At 31.5% G+C, this 15867-nt stretch carries 18 protein-coding genes; 6 read left to right on the top strand and 12 right to left on the bottom strand.

What is annotated here, in order from left to right:
• Positions 1-255 precede the first annotated feature (255 nt).
• On the bottom strand, positions 256-660 hold the full coding sequence (locus tag B3R94_RS14085; protein ID WP_291101614.1) for a hypothetical protein: 405 nt from the start codon (positions 658-660) through the stop codon (positions 256-258).
• Positions 661-1134: 474 nt separating this feature from the next.
• On the opposite strand from B3R94_RS14085, the gene B3R94_RS14080 reads away from it, so the two are divergent.
• Positions 1135-1890: an acyl-CoA desaturase gene (locus B3R94_RS14080; RefSeq protein WP_219035106.1), complete on the top strand. Its 756-nt coding sequence runs from the start codon at positions 1135-1137 to the stop codon at positions 1888-1890.
• Between the two features lie 34 nt (positions 1891-1924).
• On the opposite strand, the gene B3R94_RS14075 is transcribed toward B3R94_RS14080, so the two are convergent.
• The 7 genes from B3R94_RS14075 to B3R94_RS14045 all read right to left on the bottom strand — a co-directional run bounded on the left by B3R94_RS14075 (position 1925) and on the right by B3R94_RS14045 (position 7112).
• Positions 1925-2533 carry a class I SAM-dependent methyltransferase gene (locus tag B3R94_RS14075; RefSeq protein ID WP_219035107.1) on the bottom strand — a complete coding sequence of 203 codons (609 nt, stop codon included), beginning with the start codon at positions 2531-2533 and terminating at the stop codon, positions 1925-1927.
• Positions 2533-3369, bottom strand: a complete 837-nt coding sequence (locus B3R94_RS14070) for a hypothetical protein (RefSeq protein ID WP_291101611.1) — start codon at positions 3367-3369, stop codon at positions 2533-2535. Before B3R94_RS14070 ends, B3R94_RS14075 begins: the two co-directional genes overlap by 1 nt.
• A gap of 87 nt (positions 3370-3456) precedes the next feature.
• Positions 3457-4143 carry a LytR/AlgR family response regulator transcription factor gene (locus tag B3R94_RS14065; RefSeq protein WP_291101608.1) on the bottom strand — a complete coding sequence of 229 codons (687 nt, stop codon included), beginning with the start codon at positions 4141-4143 and terminating at the stop codon, positions 3457-3459.
• The gene (locus B3R94_RS14060) at positions 4136-5176 is read right to left on the bottom strand and encodes a sensor histidine kinase (RefSeq protein WP_291101605.1); all 1041 of its coding nucleotides are present in this window, start codon (positions 5174-5176) and stop codon (positions 4136-4138) included. The genes B3R94_RS14065 and B3R94_RS14060 overlap by 8 nt, the downstream gene beginning before the upstream one ends.
• Positions 5169-5681, bottom strand: coding sequence for a hypothetical protein (locus B3R94_RS14055; protein ID WP_291101602.1), 513 nt, complete (start codon positions 5679-5681; stop codon positions 5169-5171). Before B3R94_RS14055 ends, B3R94_RS14060 begins: the two co-directional genes overlap by 8 nt.
• Positions 5668-6456: an intradiol ring-cleavage dioxygenase gene (locus tag B3R94_RS14050; RefSeq protein ID WP_084106837.1), complete on the bottom strand. Its 789-nt coding sequence runs from the start codon at positions 6454-6456 to the stop codon at positions 5668-5670. The genes B3R94_RS14055 and B3R94_RS14050 overlap by 14 nt, the downstream gene beginning before the upstream one ends.
• A gap of 20 nt (positions 6457-6476) precedes the next feature.
• Positions 6477-7112, bottom strand: coding sequence for a hypothetical protein (locus B3R94_RS14045; RefSeq protein ID WP_125350282.1), 636 nt, complete (start codon positions 7110-7112; stop codon positions 6477-6479).
• 149 nt (positions 7113-7261) lie between these two features.
• Here B3R94_RS14045 and B3R94_RS14040 point away from each other — a divergent pair, with 149 nt between their 5' ends.
• The 4 genes from B3R94_RS14040 to B3R94_RS14025 all read left to right on the top strand — a co-directional run bounded on the left by B3R94_RS14040 (position 7262) and on the right by B3R94_RS14025 (position 11230).
• Entirely contained in the window at positions 7262-7975 is a 714-nt protein-coding gene (locus tag B3R94_RS14040) for a CoA transferase subunit A (RefSeq protein WP_038331757.1), read from the top strand.
• A gap of 6 nt (positions 7976-7981) precedes the next feature.
• The gene (locus B3R94_RS14035; protein ID WP_219035112.1) at positions 7982-8638 is read left to right on the top strand and encodes a 3-oxoacid CoA-transferase subunit B; all 657 of its coding nucleotides are present in this window, start codon (positions 7982-7984) and stop codon (positions 8636-8638) included.
• 89 nt (positions 8639-8727) lie between these two features.
• The gene (locus tag B3R94_RS14030) at positions 8728-11013 is read left to right on the top strand and encodes a GH92 family glycosyl hydrolase (protein ID WP_291101598.1); all 2286 of its coding nucleotides are present in this window, start codon (positions 8728-8730) and stop codon (positions 11011-11013) included.
• An 85-nt stretch (positions 11014-11098) separates the two neighbouring features.
• A complete protein-coding gene (locus B3R94_RS14025; RefSeq protein ID WP_257468234.1) occupies positions 11099-11230 on the top strand; it encodes a hypothetical protein in 132 nt (43 codons plus the stop codon).
• 53 nt (positions 11231-11283) lie between these two features.
• On the opposite strand, the gene rimO is transcribed toward B3R94_RS14025, so the two are convergent.
• The 4 genes from rimO to B3R94_RS14005 all read right to left on the bottom strand — a co-directional run bounded on the left by rimO (position 11284) and on the right by B3R94_RS14005 (position 15587).
• Entirely contained in the window at positions 11284-12588 is a 1305-nt protein-coding gene (rimO, locus tag B3R94_RS14020; RefSeq protein WP_221855890.1) for a 30S ribosomal protein S12 methylthiotransferase RimO, read from the bottom strand.
• Positions 12589-12945: 357 nt separating this feature from the next.
• Positions 12946-13983 (bottom strand): glycosyltransferase, encoded by a 1038-nt coding sequence (locus tag B3R94_RS14015; protein ID WP_291101593.1) that lies wholly within the window; start codon positions 13981-13983, stop codon positions 12946-12948.
• A 6-nt stretch (positions 13984-13989) separates the two neighbouring features.
• Positions 13990-14424, bottom strand: coding sequence for a DUF2750 domain-containing protein (locus B3R94_RS14010; protein ID WP_291090079.1), 435 nt, complete (start codon positions 14422-14424; stop codon positions 13990-13992).
• Between the two features lie 5 nt (positions 14425-14429).
• The gene (locus tag B3R94_RS14005) at positions 14430-15587 is read right to left on the bottom strand and encodes a THUMP domain-containing class I SAM-dependent RNA methyltransferase (protein ID WP_291101617.1); all 1158 of its coding nucleotides are present in this window, start codon (positions 15585-15587) and stop codon (positions 14430-14432) included.
• 80 nt (positions 15588-15667) lie between these two features.
• Between B3R94_RS14005 and B3R94_RS14000 the strand changes: the two genes are divergently transcribed.
• Positions 15668-15853, top strand: coding sequence for a hypothetical protein (locus tag B3R94_RS14000; RefSeq protein ID WP_291062223.1), 186 nt, complete (start codon positions 15668-15670; stop codon positions 15851-15853).
• The last annotated feature ends 14 nt before the right edge of the window (positions 15854-15867 follow it).

Below are 15867 nucleotides of genomic sequence, written 5' to 3'. Positions count from 1 at the left end.
AAAAAGAGAGTTTTTAAGCAAACCTAATTTTACATTAATATACTTTTCTAAAAATAAACCTCGCTTAAAAAGGCTTAAACGAGGTCATATATTCTGTTTTTTACTGTAAATTGGAGTTATGCAACAGTTACCCTTGTTATCGGTAGTGGCTCTTTTCAGTCGCTTTGTTGAGCGTTGGCTTGGTAGCTCTTTTGCATTTTTTGTTTGGCTTTGTGTGGTTGGAAAAATGCAAATGTGCTACCAAATGTATAAGTTTTACCTATTTTTCATTTCCACTCTATTGCGAATGGTTTCCGTTAAAAGTGAATAAAGTTGCGGAAGAATATCAGTTTTGAAGCCGTAGGCTTTCAAAACTGCTTCATCAAAAGCAATTCTGTCTTTCTGTTTGTATTCGTTTTCGTAATCTTGAATTTGTCGTTTGCTAATAGTTTCAAATTTCGCAAGAATACTTTCTTTTTGTTTGTCTGAAAGCAAACTTGGGTCAAATATTTTCATTTTTGTTTTGAAAAAGTCTGCGTTCAAGTCCAATGCTCCTAAATTTCTTGAAACACCGTTTAATTCAACAATCAAAAGAGAAACGATTGAATTAAGTAAAGCCGACACAATCTCAACATCATTCTTTTTTACACGAATGGCAACCAATCTTTGATAGAGATACAAAGGCGATTTGCTGAACGAAAAGAATAGTCGTTGGCTTGGATTTATGGAAATGAAAATATTTGCCGATTCTTCGGGTGCAAGAATACCAAAACGGTTTTCTTGTTTTCAAAACTTCGGGTAAAGCAATTCCTGTTTTGTTCGTTGTTGTTTCAAACTTCTTGATATGCTTGTAAGCAATTGGATATTTCGCTTTCAAAGTCTTTTCATCTTCTTTGCAAATAGAGCTGGTGCAGCTGTTGCAAGAGAAATAATTGCTTATTTAGGTTTGTAACTTTAACATTTATTTAATCAACACATTTAGTATTAAATAATTACATATAAAAACCTATTATTAAATGGATAATTTAGTTGATTAGAGCGAATTATAATTAAATTTTTTCATTATAAATAATCAATAATTTTATGAGTTCTATGATTTTAATTAGTGGAATTCACAATCCTAACGATTATATTTGTAAAAATTTAAAATTAGTAATGACAGCAGTAATCATTATCTTTGTTATACATTGGTATGCTTCTTTATTTTTCCAAACTTTTTTTCATCACCGATATGCATCACATGCAATGTTTACGATGTCAAGAGCTTGGGAAAAAATATTTCACGTTTTAGCGTGGATTTTTCAAGGTTCATCTTATCTAAGTCCCTACACATACGGGGTTATGCACAGACATCACCATGCGTATGCAGACACAGAAAAGGATCCACATTCGCCACAATATGATCCAAATTTCTTTGCGATGATGTGGAGAACGCGTATTGTTTATAACGAAATCGATCACGATAAAACACAAGTTTTAGAAAAATTCAAAAAAGGCGTTCCTTCTTGGCGTTCTTGGGATAGATTTGCAGGAAATAATGCTGTACGTATGGCTTGGGTAATCATTTACATATTAATTTATGTTGCTGTTGATGCACCACTTTGGACGTATTTTGTATTCATTCCAATGCAAGTTTTAATGAGCCCACTACACGGTGTAATCATCAACTGGTTTTCACACAAATTAGGTTACCGTAATTATGATGTTGGAGATACTTCGACAAACTTAATGCCGATTGACTGGTTAATGTGGGGAGAATGTTTACATAATAATCACCATAAATTTGGTGGACGTCCTAATTTCGCAGTTAAGAAATGGGAATTTGATCCGATGTATCCATGCATTTGGGCAATGAATAAACTGAATATCATTCAATTCAAAAAAGGTAAATTAGACACCGATTATATGTAAAATGAAAGCGATTCAATAAATTGAATCGCTTTTTTTATTTCTTCTGATAAACAATACTCTCTATATATTTCTTGAAAAAGAGTTTTTGTTCGACGATTTTAAAATACGACATAAAACTTTGCTTCATTTGTGGTAATTGAGAAATATCCAAACCAATAACAATTCTAAAAAAGCTCAACATCACATTCGTTACACTTTTTTGCCAACCTTTCTGATTTTGTACAAAATCAACATAAAACCACAAACCTCCTACTTTCAAATACGAATTTAATTGACTAAATAATTCTTCTGCTTTGGATTGATTAAAATGATCAAACAAAAAAGTAGTCATCACAACATCATATTTTTTATCCGTTTCGAAATCAAAAATATCCGCAACAATAAAATTTATATTTAAGTTCGACGTTTTTTCTTTTTTCGCTAAATCAATCATTTTCGAAGAAAAATCAACATAATCTATATCCAATTTTAGATTTAACTTTTCTATTTCAGCGATAAATTTTCCCGCTCCTCCTCCAACCCACAAGATTTTATCATTCTCTTTCAAATGTTTTAAAATCACAAAATGAGCTTGATGTTGACGATTCAAAAAAATCAACTGGCTCAACGAATGATAATATGGCGCAATAAAATTGTAATTCATTATTCGAATAAAATTACGCTTAAAATTCCACAAATTGCTTTCAACAAAATCATTCCATCTATCGCAATTAAATAATATAAAATTGCTTTTGGACGATTGAGTTTAAATGCAAAAATAGCTAAACAAACAATTGGAATTAACATGAACAAAATGCGATGAAACGGCAATCCATACCATATTCCAAAAATAACAAAGCTCAAAAATCCTAGAAATATTAAGGGCAAAATAATCCGGTTTAATGTAAAATGATAACCATATTTTACAACAAAGGTTTTTAAGTTTCGGTTACTGTCATCTTCATAATCTTTCAAATCAAACAGAATCGCATTCACAACGCAATACATAAAGGTTTGAGAAAATAGAAAATAGAATTTTGCATCAATGACATAATGTGTTTCATTCTTCAACATCAAAAATAAAACTGGTAAAAAAACGGTTGTAATTGCCCAAGTCCAGCCAATTAAAAACGGTTTTAACAACATTGTTCTACGTAACGAAATTCCGAATTTAAAATCATAATATCCAAAGGATAAAATTGCTGTAAAAAATAAGACAGCCAACCATTTCCAAGTTAATATTTCGTAATTCGGTAAACAATTTAGTGCTAAAATAATTCCAGAAACTAAAGCGATTACGGCTAAAATAGCGGTATAAATACAAACAGATTTACGATGAGTAATGTAAAACTGAGTTCTTGGATTACTTGATGATTTTAAAGATTTTGGAATTCTGTAGGCATACAAATAAAACAATACGGTAATGGTGCTAATAAAAGCGTAATACGCAATTGAATTAAACGGTAAACCAATTTTGATATTCGTCTCTATATTGAGCACGATAGAAAGTAGAATTAAAAAAAAATTGGAAAAAAAAATGTTTACGATAAATCGACTAATCACTTTTTTTTCCATTTTCTTAACCTCTTAAATTTTGAAAAATTCTAGAATGACATTTTTATACGTTTCACCAATCGGAATTTCTTCGTCTTTCAAATATAAGACTTTATTTTGAATTGATTTCACTTTTTTTATCGAAACGATATAAGATCGATGAACTCGGACAAAAAGTTGATCGGGCAGTTTTTCTAAGATAGATTTCATCGATATTCGAGCAGTAATTCGTTTTCCGTTTGCGAGATGAATTTTTACATAATCGTCCAAACCTTCAATAAAATCAATTTCGTCGTAGGCAATTTTATTCAGTTTATAATCAGCTCGAATCGTCAAAAACTCTTTATCTTCATTCAGTTTTTTATCCACCAAAATCAACACCGCTTTGTTCACTGCTTCTTCAAATCTATCGTAATCTATCGGTTTCAACAAATAATCTATCGCCGCAACATTAAAACCATCAACCGCATATTCTGCAAAAGCTGTGGTAAAAATAACGGGAATTTTCTTTTCTAAATTTTTGTAAAATTCCATTCCATTCGTACGCGAAATCTGAATATCCAAAAACATCAAATCGATTGGAAATTGATTGATATATTTCTGTGCATCTTTCAAATTTGAGAATGTTTTCACTAACTCGACATGTTCATTTCTCGAACAATAATTTTCGATTACCATTAATGCTAAAGGCTCGTCATCTATCGCAATTACTTTAATCATTCAAGAAAATTTTTAGTTCAACAATAAATTTAGATAAATCATTATTAATAGTTAATTTATAATGATTTGTATAAAAATAATCTAACCTCTTTTTCGTATTCTTCAAACCAATTTCACTTTTTTCAGTTTCAGGAGTTACCTCTTTCGAAATGGTATTTTCTACGTTCAAAAATAGTGTTTGTTGCTCAACTTTTATCGAAATAATGACAGGTTCCGAAGCTTCATCAATCACACCATATTTAAATGCATTTTCGATAAAATTAATTAAAATTAATGGCGAAATTCTTAAATCTGCAGAATTTCCTTCGACCTCAAAAATAACAGATTCTTTGTTCGTTAATCTCAATTTTTGCAACTCAATATAATTCTTTATATAATCTAAATCTTGTTGCAAAGGCACAAAATCTTTGGAAGAATCTGAAACTACAAATCGCATCATTTTGGATAATTTCATCACCGCATCCGAAGCAGAATCTGACTTTTGAAGCGTTAAAGCATAAATATTATTCAACGTATTGAACAAAAAATGTGGATTGATTTGTGCTCTTAAATAAGCAATTTCAGACAATTGTTTTTCATTTTTCATTTCCTGAAAACGTTTATTTTGTCGAATAAAAAGCGAAACAATCGCCATCATCGAAAACATAATAATTTTCGGGCTCCACATCATAAAATTACGAGGCGGTTTTCGAGACTCAAAACGATTAAAAGGCGGAATTTTTGGTGGAACTTTGTTAAAATGAAACGCAAATTCTGGAACTTTATACACCACAAAAAAGAAAATGATGAGAATAACGATGTAGAAAAAATAACGTTTCTGAAAATATAATTTTGGAATTAACACAAAATAATTCACCAAAAAGAACACTAACAATAAGATATTTTCAAAAAGCATTCGCTTGAAAAAACCTGTTTTGAAAATGGATTGATCACTCGAAAAATTTGGCGCAGCAATAAATGGAATTAACAGAAATATAATTGAAACTATGCTGAAAATAACGATTTCTCTCTTTGTAATTTTTACTTTATTCATCTTCTAATTCAATTGAAACAATAGAAAAATGTTGTCTATTTGGAATCATCAACGTTTTGATATTAGTTTTTAATTCTTCATCCGAAGAAATTAAATAATGATTGTTCACTTCTCCAAAATAGAAATATTGTTTGGTGTAAAATGTAAGCGCAACCTTGTGATTTGCATGATTTTGATTAGAAGAATTTATAACATCCAACTCGAAATCTACAAAATTAAGGTAGATTTTGTTCAAATTATCTGTGATTTGATACAAATTTCCTTCCAATTGTTCGATATATGGGATCGCCGCCATTCCCACCAAATAATGCAATTGCGTTGCTTTTTTATTTTGACGCAACAATTCTCGAAAAGTTTCTACCTTATACGTTTCTTGCTGAAAAAGTTGTTCTTGCAAATAATACTCTTTGTACGTCGCATCAAAAACATATTTCTCCCAAATCGATGTTGTCGTAGCATCAATCACTAAACGATAAGCAAACTGAACTTTTTTAATTGTTTTCATCTTTTGGTTTTCTATCAAAAGGTGGTGGCATTCCTAGCCCTCCGCCCATTGGCTCTTTTGCTTCCTCTATATTTTCTGTAGAAATTACAATATTTGCTTCAATTGTATATCCTTTTTCTAAACTTCCGCTCACTTTTGCCAATTGATTTCCGTCTGTATCATCCGAAAAGACATTGTCATTCGCATTGTACGTATAACCTGTCAAACCTTTTGTATAACCATATTTTTTGGCTGAATTTACAATTTCTACAACAGAATTTTCACCTTCTGGAAAAGCAATTTGCGTTACTTTTATCGAAACGCCATTTGCATTGTAAATGTGCACATGGATATGCGTTGCACGACTTTCGTACCAACCTGGGAAAATAGAATTGAATTCAACATTTCCATTTTCATCAGTTACTTGTCTACCTCTCAAAAATTTATACGATTTATAATCGATTGGTTGCATACGCATTCCGCCATATTGTGAATAATTTCCATCTTTATCACAATGCCAAATATCAACAATCGCGCCTATTAAGGGTTGACAACTTTCATCAACATTGGTTACATTAATTTTGATTGTCACCTCTACTCCTGTTCGATCACCTTTTATATTTTTAGATAAAAAATCTTCTGGCTTTTTTGTAGGAAATGGACCTTCTGTTTCAGAGGCCCATAGTTCACAATCATTTACAACATTAGAGTCTTTGCAACTCATCAACACTTTTGGAACAATTAAACTTGCGCCCAATAAACCCAAACTATTTTTTATAAAATCTTTTCTTTCCATTTTGTAATGTATTTTTAGTATTAGTAATCAATCACCATTAACAAAGAATTTTCGCTCAACGATTCAAATTCTACGTGTTCATCTGACTTAATTTCCAATAAATCTCTGGATTCGATTAAACGATTATGAATCTCAAAAATTCCTGTTAACGAAATAATTAACCAATTTCTTTCAACTTTTTTCATTGGTATTTCTGATTCTCTTCTCAAATCAAATTTTCCTAAAAAAACATTAAACAAATCATGGCGAATAATTTTCTCTAAACGATTCTCTCTATCCAAATCAATTGGAACAATCATTTTAGCAATTTGCTGTTTTTCTTTTACCAAAAATAACGAATAGAAATACGAATAATCGTTGCTGTATTCACCTTCGACATCGATAATGGTTCCTTTGTCTAAATAATAAATAAACGATTGATTGACTTCAATTTTCCAATTAAAACCATTCATGTTCAAACGAATATTATTCATCAAAGGCAACAAAATCAAATAACCACTTTCCTTGATTACTTTTTGATAAGTACCTTGACCATTCACAGCAACATCATCAATAAAAGCAAAATCAGAAATAGAATTATCATCATTTAACGCATTAATTCTGATATATTTATTCTCAAATAAATTTCGATTCTCAGCTTTACACAACTTTATCATACTTCATATTATCTTGAAACAAATATAATTTATCATCTTAATTCGACTAAATTTTAGAGGTTAACCCAAGATTTTTGTAGGTTAATTGAATTATGATTCGATTTTATTTATCTTTAGCAATAGAATTTATACGATCAAACACAACAAAAATGATAAACAAAAAAGTAAACAGCATCGAAGAAGCACTGCAAGGTGTAGAAAGCGGAATGACGCTGGCTGTTGGAGGCTTTGGACTTTCTGGAATTCCTGAAAATCTTATTCAAGGTTTAGTGGACAAAAAAATCAATAATCTTACGTGTATCAGTAATAATGCTGGTGTAGATGATTTTGGTTTGGGATTATTATTACAAGGACGACAAATCAAAAAAATGATTTCTTCTTATGTTGGAGAAAATGCAGAATTTGAACGTCAAATGCTTTCAGGTGAATTAGAGGTTGAATTGATTCCGCAAGGAACTTTAGCTACTCGCTTAATGGCTGCTGGTTATGGAATGCCTGCAATTTTTACGCCTGCTGGAGTTGGAACTGAAGTCGCTGAAGGAAAAGAAATCAGAAAATTTACCTTTCACGGAATCGAAAAAGAATATTTGTTAGAATATGCTTTCGAGCCTGATTTTGCAATTGTAAAAGCGTGGAAAGGTGATACAGCGGGGAATTTAGTTTTCCGTGGTGCAACAGCAAATTTCAATCATCCAGCTGCTATGTGTGGAAAAATTACGATTGCCGAAGTGGAAGAATTGGTAGAAATTGGAGAATTAGATCCAAATCAAATTCATACGCCTGGCGTTTATGTCAATCGAATTATTCAAGGTGCGAAATACGAGAAACGTATCGAAAATAGAACTGTTCAACCTAAATCATAAAAGAAAATGTTAGATAAAAATGGTATTGCAAAACGTATTGCAAAAGAAGTACAAGACGGATTTTATGTGAATTTAGGTATCGGAATTCCAACGTTGGTTGCTAATTATATTCCCGAAAATGTAAATGTTGTTTTACAATCAGAAAATGGATTATTAGGAATGGGACCTTTCCCTATCGATGGTGAAGAAGATCCTGATTTTATCAATGCGGGTAAACAAACGATTACAACTTTACCAGGTTCAGCTTTCTTTGATTCGACGATGAGTTTCGGAATGATTCGCGCACGAAAAATCAATTTAACAATTCTTGGCGCAATGGAAGTTTCGGAGAATGGAGACATTGCCAACTGGAAAATTCCTGGAAAAATGGTAAAAGGAATGGGCGGTGCAATGGATTTAGTAGCTTCGGCTGATAATATTATTGTAGCCATGCAACATGTGAACAAAGCAGGAGAATCTAAACTTCTAAAAGAATGTACACTTCCTTTAACAGGAATAAAATGTGTCAAAAAAATTGTTACTGAATTAGCTGTTTTAGAAGTTTTACCAGAAGGTGGTTTCAAATTATTAGAGCGAGCACCAGGAATTTCTGTGGAAGACATCAAAAATGCAACTGAAGGAAAATTAATTATTGAAGGAGAAATTCCCGAAATGATTTTATAAAAAATAAAGATTCGAAAGGAAAGTTAAAAAGCTTTCCTTTTTTTATGCTCGATTTGTTTAACTTTATTCAAATTAATACTTAAAAATCGATGCAAACAAAATTAGTAATCGCTCTACTTTCACTCAATTCTCTTGCTTTTGCGCAGCAACAGAATTTAGTAAAATATGTCAATCCCATGATTGGAACAGAAAAAATGGGACATACTTTCCCTGGCGCAACTGTTCCTTTTGGCGCTGTTCAATTAAGCCCAGAAACAGATTCTATTCCTTATGCTATCAACCACAAATACAATCCAAAAGTTTATGATTATTGTGCGGGTTATCGTTTTGAAGATAAAACAATAACTGGATTTAGTCATACACATTTTAATGGAACAGGACATTCTGATTTGGGTGATTTCTTAATTATGCCAACCGTTGGAAAATTAAAATTAAATCCCGGAACTGCTCAAAATCCTGATAGCGGTTATCGTTCTCGATTTTCGCATCAAAACGAAACTGCCGAAACTGGATATTACAAAGTCAAATTGGATGATTATAATATTTGGGCAGAAATGACCGCTTCTACTCGAGTTGGTTTTCATCAATATACATTTCCAAAATCGATTGATTCGCATATTATTTTGGATTTGAATGCTGGAATTTATAATTATGATGACAAAAATACATGGACGTATGTTCGCGTGGTGAATGACACATTGATTACGGGTTATAGACAAACACGAGGTTGGGCAAGAAATAGAACGGTTTATTTTGCGATGACTTTTTCAAAACCATTTAAAAATTATGGACAGAAAAATGAAGACGGACAAGTTGATTACAAAGGTTTTTGGCGTAAATGGAACGAAACTCAGAATTTTCCATTAATCGAAGGAAAAAAGATCAAAATGTATTTCGATTTTGATACAGAAAAAGATGAAAAAGTAAAAATCAAATTTGCGATTTCTCCAGTCAGTCAAACCAATGCGTTAGAAAATCTGACAACAGAAATTCCACATTGGAATTTTGAACAAGTGCGTAACGAAGCAAAAGAAAATTGGAACAAGGAATTGAATCGAATTCAGATTAAAGCTTCAGAAAATGATAAAATAAATTTCTATACAGCGATGTATCATACCTTCATCAATCCGACAACTTATATGGATGTGAATGGGCAGTACAAAGGTTTGGATCAAGAAATTCATCAAGCCAAAGATTTTACAAATTACACCACTTTTTCACTTTGGGATACCTATCGTGCACTGCATCCGTTGTTCAATATCATTCAACCAAAACGCAACAATGACATGGTAAAATCGATGATGAAACATTATGAGCAAAATCCAATAAAAATGTTGCCAATTTGGTCGCATTATGCCAACGAAAACTGGTGTATGAGCGGCTATCATTCTGTTACAGTTGTTGCAGATGCGATTGTAAAAGGTGTTTATAACGAAGATGCAAATGCTGCTTTGGACGCGTGTATTGTTACGGCAAATAAACGTGATTATGAAGGAATTGGCGATTATATCGACAAAGGTTATATTCCAGCTGAGAAAAATGGTACATCAATTTCGAATACGTTAGAATATGCTTTCGATGATTGGTCGATTGCGCAAGCTGCAAAAAAATTGAATCGAATGGATGTATATGAAACATTTATGAAGCGTTCTGAGAATTGGAAAAACAATTATGATGCTTCGGTTGGATTTATGCGTCCTCGATTAGCAGATGGAAGTTTCAAGAAAGAATTTGATCCATTGAATACACATGGACAAGGTTTTATTGAAGGAAATTCGTGGAATTTCAGCTTTTTTGTTCCTCAAAATCCAAATGGGTTAATTGAAGCAATGGGTGGAAAAAAGAAGTTTGGAACAAAATTAGACGAATTATTTACGATGCATTTGCCTGACGAATATTTTGCAGACACAGAAGATATTACTCGCGAAGGAATAATTGGTGGTTATGTTCACGGAAATGAGCCGGCACACCATGTAGCATATTTGTACAATTGGGCTGGACAAGCGTGGAAAACACAAGAAAAAATCAGAATGATTTTGGATATGCAATACAAGCCAACACCAGATGGTTTGGGCGGAAATGATGATACGGGACAAATGAGCGCTTGGTATATTTTTAGTGCATTAGGTTTTTATCCGGTTCAACAAGGATCGACTGATTACGGAATTGGAAGTCCTTTAGTAGATCATGCTATATTGAATTTGGAAAATGGAAAACAATTTGAAATTGACGTTAAAAATCAATCGAAGAAGAATGTTTACATCCAGAAAATTGAGTTGAATGGAAAAACTTATTCATCTTTTAATTTGAATCATTTTGATATTGTGAATGGCGGAAAAATCACTTTCTACATGAGTGATAAACCTAAAAAGTAAACGTTAAATATTTTATAATTAAACAAATAAGTTTGACTACTTGAGGAATAATGATTAATTTAAATCAAATTTAAAACCAAGAAAAATGGCTAAAAAGGCAAAAAAAGAAGAAAATCATTTACAAGTTTTAGTGGATAAATTAAAAGATCCAAAACATAAACAATTAGTTCAAACGAATCGTTTAAAGAAAAAACGTCGCAATAACGCAAAAAATTAAATATAAAAAAAACCACTTCTCGCGAAGTGGTTTTTTGTTATATCTAAAATTGATTAATCAATTACTTTTCCAATTAAATCGAATTCGTAAGCTTCTATAATCTCTACATTTACAAAATCACCAACTGGTAAATAGGTATCAATTGCAGAAATCAAAACTTCGTTATCAACGTCTGGCGAGTCATATTCTGTACGTCCAATAAAATTCTCACCTTCTTTGCGATCAATCATTACTCTGAATTGTTTTCCAATTTTTTCTTGATTCAAATCGTACGAAATCTGAGATTGAATTTCCATAATTTCTTCAACACGTTGTTGTTTTACTTCTTCAGGAACATCATCCTCCAAATTATAGGCATGCGTATTTTCTTCGTGAGAATAAGTAAAACATCCCAAACGATCAAATTTTTGCTCTTGTACCCAAGCTTTCATTTCCTGAAAATCTTCTTCTGTTTCGCCTGGATATCCACAAATCAATGTTGTACGAATCGCCATATCAGGAACTTTTGTACGCATTGCGTCTAACAAAGCATTCGTTTTTTCGTGTGTTGTACCACGACGCATTGATTTTAATAATTTTGTTGAAATATGTTGTAACGGAATATCAATATAATTACAAACTTTAGGTTCTTCACGAATTACATCCAAAACATCTTCTGGAAAACCAGCTGGAAATGCATAATGTAAACGAATCCATTCGATACCTTCAATCTTAACTAATTCTTTTAATAATGATGCTAATTCACGTTTTTTATAGATATCTAAACCATAATACGTTAAATCTTGTGCAATCAAAATTAACTCTTTTGTTCCATTTTTTGCCAATTTAGTAGCTTCTGTAACTAAATCTTCGATTGGACGAGAAACATTTCCTCCACGCATCAAAGGAATTGCACAGAAAGAACAAGGACGATCACAACCTTCAGCAATTTTAAGATATGCATAATGACGAGGAGTTGTTGTTAAACGTTCTCCAACCAATTCGTGCTTATAATCTGCTCCTAAAGCTTTTAATAAAAGTGGTAATTCTCGCGTACCAAAATATTGGTCAACATTTGGAATTTGCTCAATTAAATCTGGTTTGTATCGCTCTGACAAACATCCTGTCACGAAAACTTTTTCCACCAAACCATCTTCCTTACGTTGCACGTAATCTAAAATTGTATCAACACTTTCCTCCTTTGCATTATCAATGAAACCACAAGTATTAATCACCACAATTTCCCCAGATTGCTCATGTACAACCTCTTTCCCATTGGCTTTCAGCTGTCCCATTAACACCTCAGAATCGTATACATTTTTAGAACATCCTAACGTAATTACATTAATTTTCTTTTTTCCAGTCGATTTTGTACGCATTACTCTAATTTAAGTCTGCAAAATTACGAAATATTTGAGAGAACTGACCGAAAAGATTGAATGGAACAAGTATAAATAGCTAAAATAAAAATTTTTGAACCTAAATAACTTTAAAGAGAATAGATTTCTAAACAACTAACTATTTTAGAAAATTAATCAATTATTACGATATTCTACTTGAAATCTATTTAATAAATATATTTTAACGAATTGATTAACAAAATATAACAAGTCATTTATAGTTTAATTTCAACAATAAATGTTAAATTTGAGCTTATTAGTATTTTAAGTTAGATGTCAAAGCAATGCTTTGAAATTAAGAAGGTCAAGAGAAATCTTGACCTTTATTTTTTATATTTAATCGATATGATAATGACTCGGAAAAGCCATTTTAGGATTTTGTTTAAGAATATTCAACCTGAATTGACTTTCTAAAAATCCATAACCATAATTGAAAAATTGAATTAAAGTTGTTTGAATCGATAATAAACCAACTACCGCAGATTTAAAACGAATAGTTGAGAAAATAAAAATCAAAAACATGTAAATTAACCACAAAACAAATGGGGTTTGAAGAATAAATCGATGTTTTGGAAGAATAAAACTCAACAATAAAAATAAAAATGCAACTAAAGTTCCGACAAAAAATAAGCTTGGAAACCAAAAAGTTGGTTTGATATAATTTGGATGACGTTGATTAAGAATTGGGCGTGCAACTCCAAATTGATATACTTGTTTCGCAAATTTCTTTAACGAAGTTCTACGTTTATGTATCACTTTCGAATCTTGAAATAATCGCGTTTCAAAACCATTTTCCCACAAACGCATCGATAAATCTGGATCTTCTCCAACACGCAAATCAGCAAAACCACCCGTTTTTTCGTAGGCTTTTTGAGAAATTCCCATATTAAAACTACGTGGCTGAAATTTACCAATTTGCTTTTTTCCTCCACGTATTCCTCCTGTTGTTAAGAAAGAAGTCATCGAAAAAGTAATTGCTTTTTGCAAATCTGTAAACGAGTCATCTGCATCATCTGGTCCGCCAAAAGCGTCAACAAAATTAGTTGTCAATTCTTTTTTAACCGATTCAATATAAGTCGAAGGAATAATCGTGTCAGAATCTAAGAAAATGAAATAATTTCCATTCGCTTTTTCCATTCCATAATTTCTTGATTTTCCTGGTCCTGAATTTGTTTTGTAATAATAATGAAGATCTAATTGAGTTTCAAATTTAGCACAAACCGCATCCAATTTATTTTTAGAACCATCATCTACAATAATAATTTCGAATGATTTATCCGTTTGTTTTGTTAAACTTGACAATAATTCTGTCAATTCATCTTGACGTTCATAAACGGCAATAATTATCGAAAGTTTTAAATCTTCTTTTTCCAAAATAAATTATTGATTGAATGATTCTTTCAATTCTAAAGTTACTTTCTGGATTTCGTTCAAATCCTTAAAATGATTCGTTTTGAAAGTAGATTTTGATTGATTCAATTCATGAACAATAGCCAAAATTGTATCCAATGGACTTTGCTCCTCTCCTTTCGAAGTTTCGTCAAAATTAATTCCAACCAAAGAAACTTCTTCAATCATTCCGAACAACCATTCTTCTAAAAAAGTATTCAAATCTATCGAATCAATTTTATGATTTGCCCATTGATTTTGTTTCGCTTTTTCAGCTAAATCTGTATTCGACCAAAAACAAATTACCTCTAAATTAGAGCCATCTTCGTACTCAAATTCCTCCGAATACGAAATAGCAAAACCTTCCTCAGAAGTTAAAAGATAAACTTTTTGATCTTGACAAATTTCTTTTATAAATTGATTCACTTCTATTAATTTTGATTTTTAGCTTTCTTACTTCCTTCATACATTTCGTATTGTAAAAAGTCGCATTCTAACTTACCGTTAAACACTTTTACCTTTTTCGAAGGACGTAAACCGACATATTTTTTGGCTTGTAAATCTGATGTGATAAACCACGCCAATGTAATTGGATAACTCGATTTTAATGTGTCTCCAATTTGTTTATAAAATTCTTGGTTATTGTTTTCAATACGCTCATCATAAGGAGGATTGAACACCAATAAAACTGGGAACAATTCCTTTTTAGATGTAAAGAAATCTTGGTGACGAATTTCGATGAAATCTTCTAAATCAGCAGATTTTATATTCATCTGCGCAATTTTTACCATCATTGGAGAAATTTCGTATCCAACAATTTTATATTCAGATTCTTTGATTCGATTTAAACGCGTATTACGAATTTGTGTAAACAATGTTTCGTCATAATCTGGCCAATTCTGAAAAGCAAAATGCTTACGATGAATTTGTGGCGGAATATTATTCGCAATCATCGCCGCTTCAATCAACATTGTTCCTGAACCACACATTGGATCAAGGTAATTTCCTTTTCCATCATAACCCGCTTGCAACAACAAACCTGCTGCTAAAACCTCGTTAATTGGAGCTGGACCAGTTTCTTCACGATAACCACGTTTGTGCAAAGATTCTCCCGAAGAATCTAACGACAACGTAATTTTATCATGCGAAATATGTAAGTTAAAACGTACATCTGGAAAATCTTTATCGATACTTGGACGACGACCATTTTTTTCTTTGAATCGATCTACAATAGCATCTTTCACTTTAAGCGCTGCGTAATGCGAATGTGTAAAATAATCTGAATGTACAGTTGGATCAATCATAAAAGTTTGATCGACATTCAAATAATTTTCCCAATGGAATTTTTTGAATTTCTCGTACAATTGATGATCATTTTTCGCAGAAAACGAAAGAATTGGCTTCTGTATACGAAGTGCAGTACGCAAGCTGTAATTTGCTTTGTACATGAAACCTAAATCGCCATTAAATTCAACCATTCGGTTTTGAATTTTAACATCTGCCGCACCCAACGCTTTTAATTCTTGCGCTAATATTTCTTCGAAACCAAAAAAGGTTTTCGCAATCATTCTGAAATTTTCCAAGGAAATAAAATTTTTACAAAAGTACGGGAAATAAAGGAAATTGAGAAGTTAGAATAATTATATTTGAAGTTAAATTAATAGAAAATATGAAATTATTATTTACTCTCTTATTTATTGGAAATATTTTCTTTGTAAAAGCTCAAACTAAATTACCACAAGATAGTGTTGATTATTATATTAATGAAACAAGAAATATTTTAAACAAAATAATAAAAGATCAAGATTTTTCATCAGATTTTAAAAATGACAACAAAATAGATCCTAATTTGTAATCTTCCCTAAAAAC

The organism is Empedobacter sp. UBA7611 (assembly GCF_002484365.1).
In the GTDB taxonomy this organism is placed as follows: Bacteria; Bacteroidota; Bacteroidia; order Flavobacteriales; family Weeksellaceae; genus Empedobacter; species Empedobacter falsenii_B.
This window is presented reverse-complemented; position numbering and strand designations above follow the sequence as displayed.

Bases quoted from the DNA above. Each gene is read 5' to 3' on its own strand.
- B3R94_RS14080 (WP_219035106.1), top strand. From the start codon at position 1,135: ATGACAGCAGTAATCATTATCTTTGTTATACATTGGTATGCTTCTTTA.
- B3R94_RS14075 (WP_219035107.1), bottom strand. From the start codon at position 2,533: ATGAATTACAATTTTATTGCGCCATATTATCATTCGTTGAGCCAGTTG.
- B3R94_RS14065 (WP_291101608.1), bottom strand. From the start codon at position 4,143: ATGATTAAAGTAATTGCGATAGATGACGAGCCTTTAGCATTAATGGTA.
- B3R94_RS14060 (WP_291101605.1), bottom strand. From the start codon at position 5,176: ATGAATAAAGTAAAAATTACAAAGAGAGAAATCGTTATTTTCAGCATA.
- B3R94_RS14055 (WP_291101602.1), bottom strand. From the start codon at position 5,681: ATGAAAACAATTAAAAAAGTTCAGTTTGCTTATCGTTTAGTGATTGAT.
- B3R94_RS14050 (WP_084106837.1), bottom strand. From the start codon at position 6,456: ATGGAAAGAAAAGATTTTATAAAAAATAGTTTGGGTTTATTGGGCGCA.
- B3R94_RS14045 (WP_125350282.1), bottom strand. From the start codon at position 7,112: ATGATAAAGTTGTGTAAAGCTGAGAATCGAAATTTATTTGAGAATAAA.
- B3R94_RS14040 (WP_038331757.1), top strand. From the start codon at position 7,262: ATGATAAACAAAAAAGTAAACAGCATCGAAGAAGCACTGCAAGGTGTA.
- B3R94_RS14035 (WP_219035112.1), top strand. From the start codon at position 7,982: ATGTTAGATAAAAATGGTATTGCAAAACGTATTGCAAAAGAAGTACAA.
- B3R94_RS14030 (WP_291101598.1), top strand. From the start codon at position 8,728: ATGCAAACAAAATTAGTAATCGCTCTACTTTCACTCAATTCTCTTGCT.
- B3R94_RS14025 (WP_257468234.1), top strand. From the start codon at position 11,099: ATGGCTAAAAAGGCAAAAAAAGAAGAAAATCATTTACAAGTTTTAGTG.
- rimO (WP_221855890.1), bottom strand. From the start codon at position 12,588: ATGCGTACAAAATCGACTGGAAAAAAGAAAATTAATGTAATTACGTTA.
- B3R94_RS14000 (WP_291062223.1), top strand. From the start codon at position 15,668: ATGAAATTATTATTTACTCTCTTATTTATTGGAAATATTTTCTTTGTA.